Here is a 15,822-nt window from a genome sequence, read left to right as displayed (position 1 = left end):
AGTTCGCCTGCCAGTCGGCGAACTGGATTTGCTCGAACGCGCGCTCCGCCGTGACCGTGACTTGCGGCGCGTTGCCGCCCGCGGCGTTCACGAGAATGGCCGGCGCGCCGAGCTTGGCTTCGATTTGTTCGTGGGCCTCGGCGAGCGAGCCGCGGGAGATGGCATCGCAGTTGAAGAATGCCGCCGTGCCGCCCTTGGCTTGAATGGACTTCACGCGCGCCTCGCCGCGCCCGGCGTTGCGGCCCAGCACGGCGACTTGTGCACCGGCTTCCGCAAGTCCGTCGGCCAGCGCGCCGCCGAGGACGCCTGTGCCGCCGATGACGACCGCGACTTCGCCATGCAGATCAAACAAGCTCATAACGTGTGCGGAGTGTGCGCAAGCCCGCGGGCGCGGTGAAGAGCAAACTTGAAACGAAACCGCCTTCCACCTGTAGAAACACCCGGTGTGCGTGAACGCCCGGCCCCATGCGCGGTGACGCCATCGCCCCGACCTCCCCGCGGCCTGACGATGAAATCCGTCTCGCGCCTCCAACCGCAGCCGCGTAGCCTAGCCCGGTTCGGAATCGGGATGAAACTCCTCGTTATCACCAATCTCTATCCACCGCTGCACGCGGGCACGTTTGACGTGCGTTGCGAAACCGTGGTGAACCGCCTTGTGGAGCGCGGGCACGAGGCGCTCGTGCTCACCAGCAGTTATGGCATGAAGGAAGGCCAGCGCTCCGCCGGCGTCGAGCGGCGCCTCCGGCTCAACGGTGTCTTCGGGCAAAACCTCGTCACCGCGCGCGGCGAATTGCAGGCCATGGAAGCGCACAACCACACGGTCCTCCGCGAACTCATCCAGCGCTGGAAGCCGGAACTCGTCTACGTCTGGAGTTTGCACGGCATCGGCAAGTCCATCCTCACCTCGCTTTCCGACGCGAATTGCGCGCTCGTCTTCGACATCGCCGATCACTGGCTCGACACCGGGCTGCGCCACGACCCGTGGCTGCGGTTTTGGAATTCCGAGCGCGTCTCGATCACGGACACCGTCGTGCGATGCGGATTGGAGCTGAGCGGCCAGCGCAATCGCATCGACCGCGAGGCTCCGACACGGCTTCGAGCCGGCGTTGACCGCCTGCCGGAGGTCTTTGATCGCGACGCTTCCGGCTCCGCGGAGACCGCCCGCGTTGTCCAGGGCATCCCGCCCGGCAGCGTTTGTTTTTGCAGCCACAGCGTGCGCGCCGCGGCCGAGGCGGCGGGCTTTGCGATCAAGGACGCGGTCGTCATTCATCCCGGTGTGCGGACTGATTACTTCACGGGGGAAGTGAAACCCTCCGGGAACCGCAAGTGCCGGCTGGTGCTCGCCGCGGAACTCACAAGGGAGTGCGGCGCGCTGACCGCGCTCGATGCGCTCGACCTCGCGCGCCAGCAGGGCTCCGAGTGCGTGCTCACGATCGTGGGCCGCGGCTCGTCGGATTACATCTCGCAGCTCCGGTCCAAGGTCATCGCCGCGAAGCTCCCCGTCGAATTCGCCTCGGTGCCCGACTTGAGCCGCGACCTGCTCCCCGTCTTTCGCGAGCACGACATTTTCCTGCACACGAGCGAGTGGGACGAGCCCTACATCTCCGTCGCGCTGCAGGCGATGGCGTGCGGACTGCCCGTGATCGCCTCGACCGCGGGCGCGGCGTCAGACGTCTTCAGCCACGGGGAAACCGCGCTCACCTACTCGGCGGGCTCCGCCGAGGAACTCGCCGGGTGCATCCTGCGCATGGAGCGGGACACGCAAATCCGCGCCGTGCTCGCCGAGGCGGGCCGGTTGTCGGTGGCGGCGCAGTTCGACGAGTCGGGCGTCATCGATCGCATCGAGAAGTTTCTCCGCGCTGCCTCGCTGATGGAGACGAAGGTGTGAGAAACGACGACGCTCGGTGGAGCGAAGACTCCACGGCTTCCCGACACGCCGTGGTTACTGCTGCTTCTTCCCCTTTTTCTTCACGGGCGTCGTGTGGGTGTCGGCAGCCGGCTTGTTGGGCGTGGGCATCGGCGCGTTGACCTCCTTGCGCCACGCGACGAGGCGGGCGTGGAGTTCCTTCGCCTTGTCCGGTTGCTCCGGTGCGAGGTTGCGCGATTCACCGATGTCTTCCCGCAGGTTGTAGAGCTCGAGTTTGCCGGTCTCGAAGAATTCCATGAGCTTCCAGTCGCCGACCTCGATCAACCCGACCGGGGTCGTCCGCCACGAACCGGAACCCGCGCCAAGATAGCCGGGGAAGTGCTGGAAAATCGCGTCACGCTTGAGCTTCGCGCCTGAGTCGCGCAGCAGCGGCACGAGGCTCTCGCCGTCGAGCGGTTGCGCGGGAAGCTTCGCGCCGGCGACTTCCGCGAACGTGGGCAGAATGTCCACATGAATGGCGGGCACGTCGCTCGCGGACCCGGGCTTCGCCACGCCCGGCCAGCGCACGATGAGCGGCACGCGCGTGCCGCCTTCGTAGAGGCTTCCCTTGCCGCTGCGCAGTGGCGCGTTGTCGGTGATGTCGCCCGCCTGTTTCACGCCCTCGCGCACGTAGCCGCCCACGCCGCCGTTGTCGCTGCTGAACACGATGAGCGTGTTGTCGGCGAGCTTCAGGTCGTCGAGCAGCTTCATGATGCGGCCGACGCTCTCGTCCACGCTGTAAATCATCGCGGCGTAAACCGGGCTGTTGTGCCCGCCCGCGCCGGGCTTCGACTTGAATTTTTCCACGAGCGGCGGCCGCGCGTGATGGGGCGAGTGCACGCCGAAGTGCGGGAGGTAGAGAAAGAACGGCTGGTCCTTTTTCCGCGTGATGAAATCCACCGCCTGGTCCGTGAGCCAGTCCGCGAGATACACGCCGGACGGGACCGTGGTCGGCGGCTGGGTGACGAAGTCGAAGTGCGCGCCCATCGTAGTGATTGCCTCGTCGAAGCCGCGCTGGCCCGGATGAAATTTCCCCTGCTGGCCGAGGTGCCATTTGCCGAACATGGCCGTGGCGTAACCCGCGCCCTTGAGCGTCTGCGCGACTGTCGTGCGGTCGAGCGGAAGTTCGGTGACGTTGTCCGCGGGCCGGAGCGGGCGCGATTGCCAGTTGAAGCGGTCAATGCCGCCGACCGTGTAAACACCCGTGCGCGCCGCATATTGGCCGGTCATCAGCGCGGCGCGCGTGGGCTGGCAGTTCTGGCTCACGTGGTATCGCGTGAGCCGCGTGCCCTGCGCCGCGAGCCGGTCGATGTTCGGCGTCTCGTAGTATTTGCTGCCGAAGCACGCGACGTCCGTGTAGCCGAGATCGTCGGCGAGGATGAAGATGATGTTGGGCTTGCGGTCCGCGGCAAACGCCGTTGCAGCCAGCAGCCAGACGAGCGGGAGTAGTGTGTTCCTCATGGGTGCAATGGTGCAGATGGCACGGACCCGCGCCGAGGTTTCATCCGTCCTGAAATCACGGCCCAAGCCTAATAGCCCGACTGAATCTTGTTGAGGATCGTCCGCGACAGATTCTCGTCGCCCAAAGTCCCCACGCGCACGCGGACCTCGGTGACCTTCTCGCCGGTGTTCTTGAGCTTGATGGTGATGCGCTTGTCGGCTGCACCGATGCCCTCATAGTATGCGGCGAGGGCGTCCTTCTTGCGTTGGACGGGTGTGAACTGAAGCGCGGTGACGGCCTTCTCGGTGGCGGACCATGCCTTGTCCAGCGACACGGGCTCGTTGCTCTTGAGTTCGGCGCCGAAGTAGGCGACGCCCGTGCCCACGGCGGCGCCGACCACCAGCGCGGCGCAGCCTTGCATCAAGAGGGCGCAGACCGAGACAAGCGAGAGAAGGGCGAGTTGTTTCTTCATGGGTTTGGAAAGGTTGAGTTCGTTGAAACGCCCGAGTGTATCGGGTCGCAGCGCAATGTCCACCCGTCACTCGCTTACAGGTCGGCAGGGCGCACGAGCAGCTCGCGGATTCGCGTGAGAAACCTTCCCGCGGCGCCGCCGTCGAGCACGCGGTGGTCGAAGCTCAGTGTCACCTCCGCCTCCATCACCGGCACGAACTGGCCTTTCACCTCATCCCACGACGGCACTTTGCGCGCCGCTCCCATGCCGAGCACGAGCGTCTGCTCCGGCAACGGGATCGGCGTGGCCCACTTGAGGCCGAATGTGCCGAAGTTTGTCACCGTCGCGATCGAACCGCCCGTCGCCTCGGCAGGCAACCGCCGCTGGCGCGCGAATTCAAGCAGTTCGTTGTAGCGCGGCAGCAATTCCGCCAGCCGGTGCGAGCCGACGTTGCGCAGCACCGGCACGAGCACGCCGTCCTCCGCCTCGACCGCGAATCCGATGTCCGTCGCCGTCGGATGCACGACGCGTTGGCCGACCAGCCGGCCGGCGGGCGCGCTGTTCTCGGCGAGCGCGATGCCGAGCGCGCGCACGAGATACAGCGTGATGCCGGGCTTCGGCTTGCACTCGTTGCGTTGCGCGAGCAAGGCGTCCAGCGCGACGGGCAGGCCGACGGTCGCGAGCGGGCGGGTCCAACTGCGTCTCATGGCATCGGCCACGGCCACGCGCATGCTCGACGCGGGCGTCAGTTTCTTCGACTCGAGCCCCGCGAGGAACTTCTCGAAATCCTCGATCGTCACGCGGCCGCCCGCGCCGCTGCCCGCGATGCCCGCAAGGTCGCCCGCGTTCAAGCCCAGTTCGTTCATCCGCGCCTTCATGCGCGGCGAAATGAAACTCACCGCCCCGGCGTGCGCCGGCACGGGAAGGCCTCGGACGGTCGGCTCGACGGTGGACTTCGGCGCGGGATGCGGCGCGCGCGTGGGCGGGGTGGTGGGATGCCCGTCGACGCCGAGGCGCGCGGCTTCAGCGTCGGAGACTTCCACGAAACCCAGCACCGCACCGACGGCGTAACTCTCGTGCGGCTGGGCGAGCACCTGCGCGACGCGGCCGTTGCCGGGCGAAGTCACGGTCATCGTGGCCTTGCTCGTCTCGACTTCGAGGATGTCCTGGTCGGCGTTGACCGGGTCGCCCGCGGTGATGAAGCAGTTGACGACCGTTGCCTCGGCGATGGACTCGCCGAGTTGCGGCATGATGATCGGGATGCGGGGCATCGGCGGAGTTTAGAGTGCGGAGCGCGGCATGTGGAATGCGGAATGCAACGCGCCGAAATCGCGGCCGGGCGCGTCGCCGTGTTTGGAAAGGTCGTTCATCGGCTCAGAGTTTCAGCAGTCTTCGCGCGGCGTCGGAAATCGTCCTCGCCGTCGGCCGGTGCGCGGCCCAGAGGTTGGGGTGATACGGCACGGGTGTGTCTTTCGCGTTGAGACGTTGCGGCGGCGCGTCGAGCAACCCGAAGCCTTCGCTTGCGACGCGCGCAATGACTTCCGCCGTCACGCCGCCCCACGGCCACGATTCGCCGACGCAGAGCAACCGCCCCGTGCGCGCGACCGACGCCATCACGGTGTCCGTGTCGAGCGGCTTCACCGTCCGCAAGTCCACCACCTCGACTTCGTGCCCGAGCGGCGCGAGTTCCTCGGCGACGGCAAGCGCCTCGTGCAGCATCGCGCTGTAGGCGACGATCGTCAGGTCGCGTCCCGCGCGGGCGATGCGCGCCTTGCCCGCGGGCAGCGCCTCGGACGGCAACCGCTCGGCCTTGAGGTGGTAATAGAGCAGCTTGTGCTCGCAAAAGACGACAGGGTCGTCGATGGCGACGGCTTCGAGCAGCATGCTGTAGGCGTCCTCGACCGTGGCGGGGGTCATCACCACGAGTCCCGGGAAGTGCGCGTAGAGCACCTCGAGGCTCTGGCTGTGGAACGGCCCGCTGCCTTGCGTGCCGCCGCTCGGCAGCCGGATGGTGATCGGGCACGGGACCTCGGTGCGCCACCAAAGCGTCGCCGCCTGGTTCACGATCTGCGTGAAGGCTGCGCTGGAAAAATCCGCAAACTGCATTTCGACGATCGGCCGCATGCCCTCCATCGCCGCGCCGATGGCCATGCCGACGATGGCATCCTCGCTGATCGGCGAATCGAGCACGCGGCCCTGGAATTCCTTCGCGAGGTGCTTCGTGGCCTTGAACGCGCCGCCGAAGTCGCCGACGTCCTGCCCGTAGATGAACACGCGCGGATCGTCGGCAAGCGCCTTGGCCTGTGCGGCGCGGATGGCCTCCAGGTAGGTGATGCTCATCGGGGGGATGATGGCCCGCGCGCGAGACGGTTCACGACTCGTGCGTCTCCGTGAGGCGCCGCTCCGAGAGCGCGCGCCAATCCTCGGCCGACGGGTCCGGGCCGGGTTCGCGTTGCGCGGTGGCCACGGCGTCCTCGATTTGCTTCACGGATTCCGCGCGCCAGCCATCCACGGCTCTCGCGTCGGCCCAGCCCTCGCGGATGACCCGCGCCTCGGCGACCCGCATGCAATCGCGCCCCGTCGCGGCGAGCTTTAGTTTGGATTCCACGTAACTCCCGTCGTCGTGCTCGCCGTGGCCGCAGAGACGAAGCAGCTTCGCCACGACCATCTGCGGGCCGCCTCCGTCCCGGGCAAGCGCGAACGCGCGGCCGAGCACTTCGAGGCAGGACTGGAGGTCCGTGCCATCTGCGGAATGTCCTGTGACGCCGTAGCCCGCGGCCCTGTCCTCGAGGTCGCGGCAGGCGAACTGCCGGGAGTTGGGAGTCGAGTAGGCGAATTGGTTGTCGGCCACCACGAGCACGAGCGGCAGTTTCTCGACCGCAGTCTGGTTGAAGCCCTCGTGGAACGACCCGGTCGAAGTGCCGCCGTCGCCGATGCTGGCGGCGCCCACGTGCCCGTGCTCGCCGCGAAAGCGCCGCGCCATCAACGCGCCGTTCACCACGGAAATCATCGCGCCGAGGTGCGAGATCATCGGGAGCATCCCCGCGCGCGGCCGGCCGCGATGCACATTGCCGTCGCGCCCGCGCATCGGGCCGCGGATGGACCCGAGGTGGGTGCGGATGATGTCGAGCACGGTTTCGCCGAAGGCCAGCCGGCCTGCGCAGTCGCGAATCAGCGGCGCGAACACGTCGCCCGGCCGCAGGTGGACGCCCACCGCCGCGCTCAACGCCTCCTGCCCGCGACCGAGGAACACGCCCCCGTAAATCTTGCCGCCGCGATACAAGCTGGCGAGCTTGTCGTCGAGCTGCCGCGCCAGGACCATCCAACGGAATGTCCGCGTGTAGAGTTCACGGAAGGACTCCCTCGCGCCCGCTGCCGTGGCGCTGCCGGTGATGGATGGCATGGCCGTCGCGATGGACTGAACCATGCCTGTCTTTTACGCCCGCATCCTCGCAGCGGCAATGTTTCTTTCCCGCTTCCCTCCCCGGATTTTTTCCTCGCCAAAGCCATACGCGGGGGGCAAAGACACCCCCTTTCAATGAACGAGCAGATCGTCATCCTGGATTTCGGGTCCCAATACACGCAGGTCATCGCGCGCCGCATCCGTGAGTGCAACGTGTATTCCACCATCGTCCGCCACGACACCCCCGCCGCGCGGATCGCCGCGATGAAACCGAGCGGCCTGATCCTCAGCGGCGGCCCTTCCAGCGTGTATGCCGGAGACGCGCCGCTGCCCGACCGCGGCATCTTCAAGCTCGGCGTGCCCGTGCTCGGCATCTGTTACGGCGTGCAGCTCTTCGCGCAGTTCCTCGGCGGGAAGGTCGAGAAAGGCCAGAAGCGCGAATACGGCAAGGGCACGCTCACCATCGCCGACCGCTCGTGCGCGCTCTTCGAGCGCCTGCCCTCGACGCTCCAGGTCTGGAACTCGCACGGCGACAAACTCACACGCATCCCGAAGGACTTCGTCGTCGTCGGCACCACCGACAACTCCGACTACGCGGCCATCGAGCATCCGCATCGGAGGCTTTTCGGCATCCAGTTCCATCCGGAGGTCGTGCACACCCCGCGCGGGCGCGAAGTGATCTCCAACTTCGTCCACGGCATCTGCCGCTGCGGGAAGAACTGGACCATGCGCAGCTACCTCGACCAGGCGGTGGACGAAATCCGCGCGCAGGTCGGCAAGGAGCGCGTCATCCTCGGCCTGTCGGGCGGCGTGGATTCAAGCGTCGCCGCGGCGCTGCTGCACAAGGCCATCGGCGACCAGCTCACGTGCATCTTCGTGAACAACGGCCTGCTTCGCGCGCGCGAGGCCGAGGTCGTGCAGGAGGTCTTCGGCCGCAACTTCAAGATCAAGCTCCAATACGAGGACGCGAGCGCGCTCTTCCTGCGGCGGCTGCGCGGCGTGACCGACCCCGAGCGCAAGCGCAAGATCATCGGCCGCACCTTCATCGAGGTTTTCGACGCCGCAACCAAGCGCGCGGGCAGGGCAAAGTTCCTCGCCCAAGGCACGCTGTATCCCGACGTCATCGAATCCGTGCCCATCGCGGGCAACCCCGCCGCGCTCATCAAGAGCCACCACAACGTGGGTGGTCTGCCCAAGCGGATGAAGTTCAAGCTCGTCGAACCGCTCCGGTGCCTGTTCAAGGACGAAGTGCGCGTGCTCGGCACCGAACTGGGACTGCCGAAGGAGATTGTCCATCGCCAGCCTTTCCCCGGACCGGGGCTCGCCGTGCGATGCCTCGGCGACATCACGCCCGAGAAGCTGAAGATACTGCGCCGCGCCGATGCGATCGTCGTTGAGGAGATGAAAGCCAGCGGGCTTTACTACAAGATCTGGCAGAGCTTCGCCGTGCTGTTGCCCGTGCGCAGCGTTGGCGTGCAGGGCGACGAACGCACCTACGACTGGACCCTCGCCATCCGCGCCGTGGACTCGCAGGACGGCATGACCGCCGACTGGGTGAAGCTGCCGTTCGAGTTGCTGGAAAGAGTCTCTCTCCGCATCACGAACGAAGTGAAGGGCCTCAACCGCATCGTCTTCGACCTCACGAGCAAACCGCCGGGGACGATCGAGTGGGAGTGAGCCGCGTCACTTCGCTCCCCCCATCGCGGGGCGGCCGGTGGCGGCGTTGCACACGGCGCATTCCTTCAGGTTCGCGAAGCCCGGCGCAAACACTTTCAGGCTCCCGTCGGCGCGGAATTTCTCCAGCATCTTCATCCCTTCCTTGCGGCCTTCCTCGAGGCGCGTGTTCCACGTCTTGCGCTGGTCGGGCGTGAGGTTCATCAGTTTGAGCCGGCGATCCACCCAGCGCTGCACCAGCGCGTTTACGGCTTCCAACCGCGGCTCGACACGGTCGCTGGCCAGCTTCGCGCGGAGGGCGGCGTCCAGTCCGTCGCCGAGGGTGCGGTGGCGGTCCTGATGTTCGGAGAGCTTGTAGCCGAACAGCGGCGGCCGCTCGCGATAGGCCCGCAGCGCGTTGATGACGGGCATGCACAACGGGCACGCGTAGACGAAGTGCTCGTAGACGCCGTCGCCCGACTTGCGGAGGATTCTGTCAACGTCGTCGTTGGTCAGCCCGTCGGCAAAGGCACCCTCGATCGTGGCGGAGTAGATGAACTGCCAGCGTTCGTCGAAGGCGTTGGCGGCGTGAAGGTGCAGCGTGAGAAGCAGCACCGACGCTGACAGGAGCAGGGATTTCATGACGCATTGGACGTCGGAGGACGGCATCGCGTCGAGCGGGATTGTAAATTGTTTGTCAGGGGACGCGGGCCGAGGGCTGGTCGAGGCCTTTGCGTGGGGTCATTGTCGCGCGCACTACAAGCGCCACCCCGATGGTCACTGTGCAGCCGATGAGCGTGAACCACGGCCACGCGATCACCGCCTTCCACTTCGCGTGGATGACGAGCATCGTTGCCAGCGACGCGAGCATCCCCGCGACGATGGGCAGGGCGTGGCCTCGTTTCCATCCGATCACGAGCAGCAGGCCGCCGAGCATTGCGCCGTTGGTCAGGCCGCTCAGTGAGAAGGCCACGTTGAGCACGGACTCGACCTGTTGCGTCGCGAACGCCACCACGACGAGCATTGCCGCCCAGAAGACCGTCGAGTGCTTGCTGAGCTTCAAATAGAACGCCTCGTCGCGCTCCGATTTCGCGAGGCCTCTCACAAAGTCCATCGTCGAGACCGACGCGAGCGCCGAGAGGGCGGAGCTGACCGACGACATCGCTGCCGAAAGGATCGCCACGATGAGGAAGCCCTTCAGCACGTGCGGAATCACGGTCATGATGAAGATGGGGTAGATGTAGTCGTTCTTGCCGACGCCCGGCCGCGCCTCGGGCACGGCGATGGGCATGTCGGGGAACTGCTGGTAATACACCCACAGCATCGTGCCCGTGAGCAGGAAGACGAGGAACAGCGGGAAGATGATCACGGCCGAGAGCACGAGCGCCTTGCGGCCGTCGGCGACGGATTTGCACGTGAGCACACGCTGCACGATGAGCTGGTCCGCTCCGTGCGAGGACAACACGAGAAAGGTCGCGCCGATGACGCCCATCCAGATGTTGAAGGGCTTCGCCAACGTGAATTCGCCGTTGAACCAGTGCAGCTTGCCGGCGTCGGCGGCCTTCGCCATGGCGCCGCCCCACCCGCCTTCCACCAGGGTCGGGATGTAGCACAGCGTGAACAGCCCGCCCGCCATGAAGAGGATGAACTGCACGGCATCGGTCCAGATGACCGCCTTCACGCCGCCGATGTAGGTGTAGATGAGCGAAAGCACCACGAAGAGCACGATGATCAGGCCGATTTCGCGCTCCGAATAGCCGAGCATGAGCTGGAGCGGGATGCACGTGACATACACGCGCACGCCCGCCGCGAGCGTCCCCGCGATGAGGAAGAAGCCGCCCGCCGTCCGCCGCGCCGCCGGCCCGAACGCCGCGCCGAACATCTGGTAGGGCGAATAAATCTCGCCCTTGAAATAGTGCGGCACCATCACAACCGCGAGGATGATGCGGGCGATGACGTAGCCCGTGATGATCTGGATGAAGGTGAGGTTGTCGCCGCCGTAAGCCATCGCCGGCACGGCGATGAACGTGAGCGCGCTCGTCTCCGTGGCCACGATGGACAAGCCCACGCCCCACCACGGGATGTTCCGGCTGCCGAGGAAGTAATCCTTGGTCGTGTGCTGGTCCTTCCCGAACCACACGCCCAGCGCGATGATGCCGAGCAGATAAGCGACGATGACGAACCAGTCGGCGGCGTTGAAGTGGCTCATGGAACGCGCATGAGGGTGCGGACGGGCGCGCGGTTTGGCAACCGTGGCGTTGCGTTGACGGACGTGAGGGCGCTCGCTCACACTCACCGCGCCTGCTCACAAACCCATCACCTTCCATGCCCAACGCAACCAACCCGTTCTCCCTCGCCGGCCGCGTGGCGCTCGTGACCGGCAGCAGCACCGGACTCGGCAAGGCCATGGCCATCGCGCTGGGCAGGGCCGGCGCGAAGGTCGCGCTCAATTACGCCAACAATTCCGCGCGCGCGGAGAAAAGCCTCGGCGAGTTCAAGTCGCTCGGGTTGCAAGGTGCGTTGTTTCAGGCCGACGTGACGAGCGAGGACGACGTGGCCCGGATGCACGCGGACATCGCGCGGCAGCTCGGCCCGGTGGACATCCTCGTCCTCAATGCCACGTGTGACCAGCCGCAGAAGCCCATCGAACTCTACGACTGGGCGTTTTTTCAGAGGATGGTGGACTTCTTCATCAAGAGCCCGTTCCTGCTCACGCGCGCATGCCTGCCGCACATGAAGTCGCAGCGATGGGGCCGCATCATCAACATCGGCTCGGAGGTCGTGGCGCGCGGCGTGCCGGACTTCACCGCCTACGTCGCGGCCAAGGGCGGGCAGAACGGCTTCCACCGCAGCCTCGCGGGCGAGCTCGCGCCGCACGGCATCACGGTGAACATGATCGCGCCGGGGTGGATTCCCGTGGAGCGCCACGAGAAGGACCCGCAATCCGCAAAGGACGGATACCGCGCGCTCATCCCCGCGAAGCGGTGGGGCGTGCCGGCGGACCTCGATGGCGCGGTGGTTTTCCTCGCGAGCGATGCCGCGTCATTCGTCACCGGGCAGAACCTCCACGTGAACGGCGGGATGACGGTGTTTTAGAAGCGGGCGTTGCAGAGGCCGCGCACCGCACGCTTGACACCGCGGAGTCAAACAGAGCCAATTTCGCCATGAACCTCCCGAGACTGTTGCCCGCCGCCTTGTTGTCCGTCGCGCTCGCCGTCACCGCCTGCAAACAGGAGCCTGCGCCCGCGCCCGGGGCGCCGCCCGCGGCACAGCCAAACGCCGCCAAGCCCGCAAAGAAGTTCAAGGTCGCGTTCGTCTCCAACGGCGTCGCGTCGTTCTGGAACATCGCCGCGGTCGGCGTGAAGCACGCCGGCGAGAAGCTCGGCGTGGATGCGCAATCGCTCATGCCCGCCGAGGGCATCAGCGACCAGAAGCGCATCATCGAGGACCTGCTCACACGCGGCGTGGACGGCATCGCCGTCAGCCCGATCGATCCCGCGAACCAGACCGAGTTGCTCAACACCGCCGCCAAGCGCGCGAAGCTCATCACGCACGACTCCGACGCGCCCAACGCCGACCGTCTCGTTTACATCGGCATGGACAACTACAAGGCCGGCCGCCTCTGCGGCGACCTCGTGCGCGAGGCGATGCCCAACGGCGGCACGGTGATGATCTTCATCGGCCGGCTCGAACAGGACAATGCCAAGCGCCGCCGGCAGGGCACGATTGACGCCATCCTCGGCCGCCCGGAGAACCCGAACAACTTCGACCCGCCCTCGGCGCAACTCGAGGGCGGCGGCTACAAGATTCTCGGCACGCTCACGGACCAGTTTGACCGCGCGAAGGGCAAGGCCAATGCCGAGGACGCGCTCGCGAAGTATCCCGACCTCGGCTGCATGGTCGGCCTCTTCGCCTACAATCCGCCGCTCATGCTCGAGGCGCTCGCGCAGTCCGGCAAGCTCGGCAAGGTCAGGGTCGTCGCCTTCGACGAGGACGACGCCACGCTCGCGGGCATCCAGAAGGGCAGCGTCCACGGCACCGTCGTGCAGAACCCCTACATGTATGGCTACAAGTCCGTCGAAGTGCTGAACGAAATCCTCAAGGGCAACACCGGCGTCGTGCCGGCGGGCAAGTTCATGGACATCCCCGCGCGGCAGATCCGCAAGAACAACGTGGACGAGTTCTGGGCCGACTTGAAGACGAAGGTTGGCGGCGGGAAATGACATGGCAGCTCCGCTACTCGAGGCCCGCTCCCTCACCAAGTCCTTCCCCGGCGTGCGCGCGCTCAAGGGCGTGAGCCTGTCCGTGCAGCGCGGCGAAGTGCTCGCAGTCATCGGCGAGAACGGCGCGGGCAAGAGCACGCTCATGAAGATCCTCGCCGGCGTGCAGACGGCCGACTCCGGCGAAATCCTGCTCGACGGCCAGCCTGCCGCCATCCGCAGCGTTCACGACGCGCTCTCCCGAGGCATCGCGCTCATCCATCAGGAACTCAACCTCGCCGACAACCTCGACGTGGCGGCGAACATCTTCCTCGGGCGCGAGCCGTTGCGTTTTGGCTTGCTCGATCACGCGCGCATGCGCCGCGAGGCCCGGAAGTTCCTGGACGCCGTCGGGCTTGACACTTCGCCCGATGCGCTGGTCGGCTCGCTCGCAATCGGCCAGCAGCAGCTCGTGGAAATCGCGAAGGCGCTCTCGACCAACGCCCGCGTGCTGATCATGGACGAGCCCACGTCCAGCCTGTCCTCGCGCGAGGCGGAGAACCTCTTCAAAGTGATCGGCGACTTGCGCGCGCGCGGGGTGAGCATCGTCTACATCTCGCACCGGCTTGGCGAAGTGAACGCCCTCGCCGACCGCGTGACCGTGCTTCGCGACGGCGAGAATGCCGGCGAACTTGCGCGCGACCAGGTCGGTCACGCCGCCATGGTGAAGCTGATGGTCGGGCGTGACCTCTCACAGTTTTACGCGCACGAACCGCATCCGCCCGGCGATGCCGCGCTTGAAGTCTTGCGCGTGCGCACGCCCGCCCATCCCGCGCACGAAGTCAGCCTCGCCGTGCGCGCCGGCGAGATTGTCGGGATGGCGGGACTCGTGGGCGCGGGGCGGACGGAGTTGCTGCTTGCGTTGTTCGGGGCAACGCCCGCGCTTGACGGGATCATTCGCGTGGCGGGCCGTGAAGTTTCGCCACGTTCGCCGCTCGAAGCCATCGAAGCCGGGCTTGCGCTCGTGCCCGAGGACCGCAAGCGGCAGGGCGTCATCCTGCAGATGGCTGTGCGCGAGAACATCAGCCTGGTGAGCGTGCGGCACGATCAGCGGGGCGGATTCCTCGACCGCCGCCGCGAGGCGGAGTTGAGCCGCGAGATGATCGGCGCGCTGCGCATCAAGACGCCCACGGACCTGCAAGTGGCGCAGTTCCTCTCGGGCGGCAACCAGCAGAAGGTCGTGCTGGCGAAGTGGCTTGCCGTCCAGCCGCGCGTGCTGCTGCTCGACGAGCCGACGCGCGGCATTGATGTCGGCGCGAAGCAGGAGATTTACAAGCTCATGGAAGAACTCGCGCGCAAGGGCGTGGCGGTGCTGTTCGTGTCGAGCGAGATGGAGGAAGTGCTCGGCATGAGCGACCGCGTGATCGTCATGCACGAAGGCCGCCTCGCCGGCGAACTCCCGCGCGCCGCGGCGACCGAAGAAGCGGTGATGCAACTGGCGACAGGAGGGCTGAATTGAACCACGAAGGCACAAAGATCACGAAGGCGGTGAAGCGTGGGCAGACTGCGCCTGTTGTCCGGAGGTCTCGGTGTCCTTTGTGTCTTTGGGGTCTGGCTCCTGCGGCGGCATGAAAAAGCTCCTCGGCATCTTCAGCCTGCTGGTGGTCGTGTGCGTCGTCACGGCGTTCGCGAGCGACAGCTTCCTGAGCGGCTACAACCTGGAAAACCTCGTCCGGCGCACGGCGCTGTTCGGCATCATCAGCATCGGCGTGGCGTTCGTCATCGTGACGGGCGGCATTGACCTCTCCATCGGCTCGGTGATCTGCCTTGTCGGCTGCGGGCTGCCGTGGCTGCTCACCACGCACGAGTGGCCGCTGCCGGCCGCGCTGCTGACCGTCGCGCTGGTGTCGGCGGGCATCGGGTTCGCACACGGGCTGCTCATCACCAAGCTGCGCATCCAGCCGTTCGTGGTGACGCTCTGCGGCCTGCTGCTGTATCGCGGGCTCGCGCGCGGCTTCACGGCGGACCAGACCGTCGGTTTCGGCGCGGATTTCAAGGGGCTCCGCACGCTCGCGACGGGCAAGATTCCCATTCCGTTCATCCACGGGTTCGAGATTCCCGCGCCGGTGATCTTCCTGCTCGTTGTCGCGGTGCTCGCGGCGGTGTTTCTGAATCGCACCGTGTTCGGCCGCCACCTGCTCGCGCTCGGCCGCAACGAGGACGCGGCGCGCTACAGCGGCATCAACACCGACCGCATGGTCGTGCTCGCCTACGTCATCAGCTCGTCGCTCGCGGGACTCGGCGGCGTGTTGTTCGTGCTGGATGTCAACTCGGCCCAGCCGGTGGACTTCGGGAACTTCTACGAGCTTTACGCCATCGCGGCCGCGGTGCTCGGCGGGTGCAGCCTGCGCGGCGGGGAAGGCTCCATCCTCGGCGTCATCCTCGGCGCGGCGCTGATGCAGGTGTTGCGGAACATGATCACGCTCGCGACGACGCGGAACAACATCGAGTTTGCGATCATCGGCGCGGTGATCCTCACCGGCGTGATCGCGGATGAACTGGTGAAGCGATTCGCCGCGAAGCGCCGCCTCGCGAGGGAGTCAGCCGAGCACGCCCGCGGGCCGTGATTCCCGGAGAGCATGTGCCGCCGCCCGCCATGCCGCGGATGCCTGCAACCCGCGGGAATCCCGTTGACGGGCTGAAATCGCACCCACTACCGTCAAACCCACGGACCCATCACCGGCCATGACCACCCGACTGCGCGCCATC

At 66.5% G+C, this 15,822-nt stretch carries 14 protein-coding genes; 6 read left to right on the top strand and 8 right to left on the bottom strand.

What is annotated here, in order from left to right; translation table 11 throughout:
- Positions 1-358 (bottom strand): SDR family NAD(P)-dependent oxidoreductase (locus tag FJ386_06210; protein ID MBM3876298.1); only part of this gene is annotated, 358 nt, incomplete at its 3' end.
- 150 nt (positions 359-508) lie between these two features.
- Between FJ386_06210 and FJ386_06205 the strand changes: the two genes are divergently transcribed.
- The gene (locus FJ386_06205) at positions 509-1,888 is read left to right on the top strand and encodes a glycosyltransferase family 4 protein (GenBank protein ID MBM3876297.1); all 1,380 of its coding nucleotides are present in this window, start codon (positions 509-511) and stop codon (positions 1,886-1,888) included.
- Between the two features lie 54 nt (positions 1,889-1,942).
- Here FJ386_06205 and FJ386_06200 read toward each other — a convergent pair whose 3' ends face one another.
- The 5 genes from FJ386_06200 to FJ386_06180 form a co-directional block, all read right to left on the bottom strand.
- The gene (locus tag FJ386_06200; GenBank protein MBM3876296.1) at positions 1,943-3,367 is read right to left on the bottom strand and encodes a sulfatase; all 1,425 of its coding nucleotides are present in this window, start codon (positions 3,365-3,367) and stop codon (positions 1,943-1,945) included.
- 68 nt (positions 3,368-3,435) lie between these two features.
- Entirely contained in the window at positions 3,436-3,819 is a 384-nt protein-coding gene (locus tag FJ386_06195) for a DUF3568 family protein (protein MBM3876295.1), read from the bottom strand.
- Between the two features lie 74 nt (positions 3,820-3,893).
- On the bottom strand, positions 3,894-5,069 hold the full coding sequence (locus tag FJ386_06190) for a 2-oxo acid dehydrogenase subunit E2 (GenBank protein ID MBM3876294.1): 1,176 nt from the start codon (positions 5,067-5,069) through the stop codon (positions 3,894-3,896).
- A 103-nt stretch (positions 5,070-5,172) separates the two neighbouring features.
- On the bottom strand, positions 5,173-6,138 hold the full coding sequence (locus FJ386_06185) for an alpha-ketoacid dehydrogenase subunit beta (GenBank protein ID MBM3876293.1): 966 nt from the start codon (positions 6,136-6,138) through the stop codon (positions 5,173-5,175).
- Between the two features lie 31 nt (positions 6,139-6,169).
- Positions 6,170-7,120: a thiamine pyrophosphate-dependent dehydrogenase E1 component subunit alpha gene (locus FJ386_06180; protein MBM3876292.1), complete on the bottom strand. Its 951-nt coding sequence runs from the start codon at positions 7,118-7,120 to the stop codon at positions 6,170-6,172.
- Between the two features lie 216 nt (positions 7,121-7,336).
- Between FJ386_06180 and guaA the strand changes: the two genes are divergently transcribed.
- Complete coding sequence (gene guaA, locus FJ386_06175) at positions 7,337-8,878, top strand: glutamine-hydrolyzing GMP synthase (protein ID MBM3876291.1); 1,542 nt, start codon at positions 7,337-7,339, stop codon at positions 8,876-8,878.
- A 6-nt stretch (positions 8,879-8,884) separates the two neighbouring features.
- Here guaA and FJ386_06170 read toward each other — a convergent pair whose 3' ends face one another.
- Both FJ386_06170 and FJ386_06165 read right to left on the bottom strand, forming a co-directional pair.
- The gene (locus FJ386_06170; protein MBM3876290.1) at positions 8,885-9,496 is read right to left on the bottom strand and encodes a hypothetical protein; all 612 of its coding nucleotides are present in this window, start codon (positions 9,494-9,496) and stop codon (positions 8,885-8,887) included.
- A 55-nt stretch (positions 9,497-9,551) separates the two neighbouring features.
- Positions 9,552-11,063: a hypothetical protein gene (locus FJ386_06165; GenBank protein MBM3876289.1), complete on the bottom strand. Its 1,512-nt coding sequence runs from the start codon at positions 11,061-11,063 to the stop codon at positions 9,552-9,554.
- Positions 11,064-11,179: 116 nt separating this feature from the next.
- On the opposite strand from FJ386_06165, the gene FJ386_06160 reads away from it, so the two are divergent.
- From FJ386_06160 to FJ386_06145, 4 genes are all read left to right on the top strand, one after another.
- Positions 11,180-11,950 (top strand): 3-oxoacyl-ACP reductase FabG, encoded by a 771-nt coding sequence (locus FJ386_06160; protein MBM3876288.1) that lies wholly within the window; start codon positions 11,180-11,182, stop codon positions 11,948-11,950.
- A 68-nt stretch (positions 11,951-12,018) separates the two neighbouring features.
- The gene (locus FJ386_06155) at positions 12,019-13,077 is read left to right on the top strand and encodes a substrate-binding domain-containing protein (protein ID MBM3876287.1); all 1,059 of its coding nucleotides are present in this window, start codon (positions 12,019-12,021) and stop codon (positions 13,075-13,077) included.
- 1 nt (position 13,078) lies between these two features.
- Entirely contained in the window at positions 13,079-14,572 is a 1,494-nt protein-coding gene (locus tag FJ386_06150) for a sugar ABC transporter ATP-binding protein (protein MBM3876286.1), read from the top strand.
- Between the two features lie 109 nt (positions 14,573-14,681).
- Entirely contained in the window at positions 14,682-15,680 is a 999-nt protein-coding gene (locus FJ386_06145; protein ID MBM3876285.1) for an ABC transporter permease, read from the top strand.
- Positions 15,681-15,822: the final 142 nt, after the last annotated feature.

This window comes from Verrucomicrobiota bacterium, assembly GCA_016871675.1.
GTDB lineage: Bacteria > Verrucomicrobiota > Verrucomicrobiia > Limisphaerales > VHCN01 > VHCN01.
Note: the sequence above shows the minus strand (reverse complement) of the source record. Positions and strands in the feature narration are given on the sequence as shown.

Coding starts and splice junctions, on each gene's coding strand:
- FJ386_06205 (MBM3876297.1), top strand. CDS start 509: ATGAAATCCGTCTCGCGCCTCCAACCGCAGCCGCGTAGCCTAGCCCGG.
- FJ386_06200 (MBM3876296.1), bottom strand. CDS start 3,367: ATGAGGAACACACTACTCCCGCTCGTCTGGCTGCTGGCTGCAACGGCG.
- FJ386_06195 (MBM3876295.1), bottom strand. CDS start 3,819: ATGAAGAAACAACTCGCCCTTCTCTCGCTTGTCTCGGTCTGCGCCCTC.
- FJ386_06190 (MBM3876294.1), bottom strand. CDS start 5,069: ATGCCCCGCATCCCGATCATCATGCCGCAACTCGGCGAGTCCATCGCC.
- FJ386_06185 (MBM3876293.1), bottom strand. CDS start 6,138: ATGAGCATCACCTACCTGGAGGCCATCCGCGCCGCACAGGCCAAGGCG.
- FJ386_06180 (MBM3876292.1), bottom strand. CDS start 7,120: ATGGTCCTGGCGCGGCAGCTCGACGACAAGCTCGCCAGCTTGTATCGC.
- guaA (MBM3876291.1), top strand. CDS start 7,337: ATGAACGAGCAGATCGTCATCCTGGATTTCGGGTCCCAATACACGCAG.
- FJ386_06170 (MBM3876290.1), bottom strand. CDS start 9,496: ATGAAATCCCTGCTCCTGTCAGCGTCGGTGCTGCTTCTCACGCTGCAC.
- FJ386_06165 (MBM3876289.1), bottom strand. CDS start 11,063: ATGAGCCACTTCAACGCCGCCGACTGGTTCGTCATCGTCGCTTATCTG.
- FJ386_06160 (MBM3876288.1), top strand. CDS start 11,180: ATGCCCAACGCAACCAACCCGTTCTCCCTCGCCGGCCGCGTGGCGCTC.
- FJ386_06155 (MBM3876287.1), top strand. CDS start 12,019: ATGAACCTCCCGAGACTGTTGCCCGCCGCCTTGTTGTCCGTCGCGCTC.
- FJ386_06150 (MBM3876286.1), top strand. CDS start 13,079: ATGGCAGCTCCGCTACTCGAGGCCCGCTCCCTCACCAAGTCCTTCCCC.
- FJ386_06145 (MBM3876285.1), top strand. CDS start 14,682: ATGAAAAAGCTCCTCGGCATCTTCAGCCTGCTGGTGGTCGTGTGCGTC.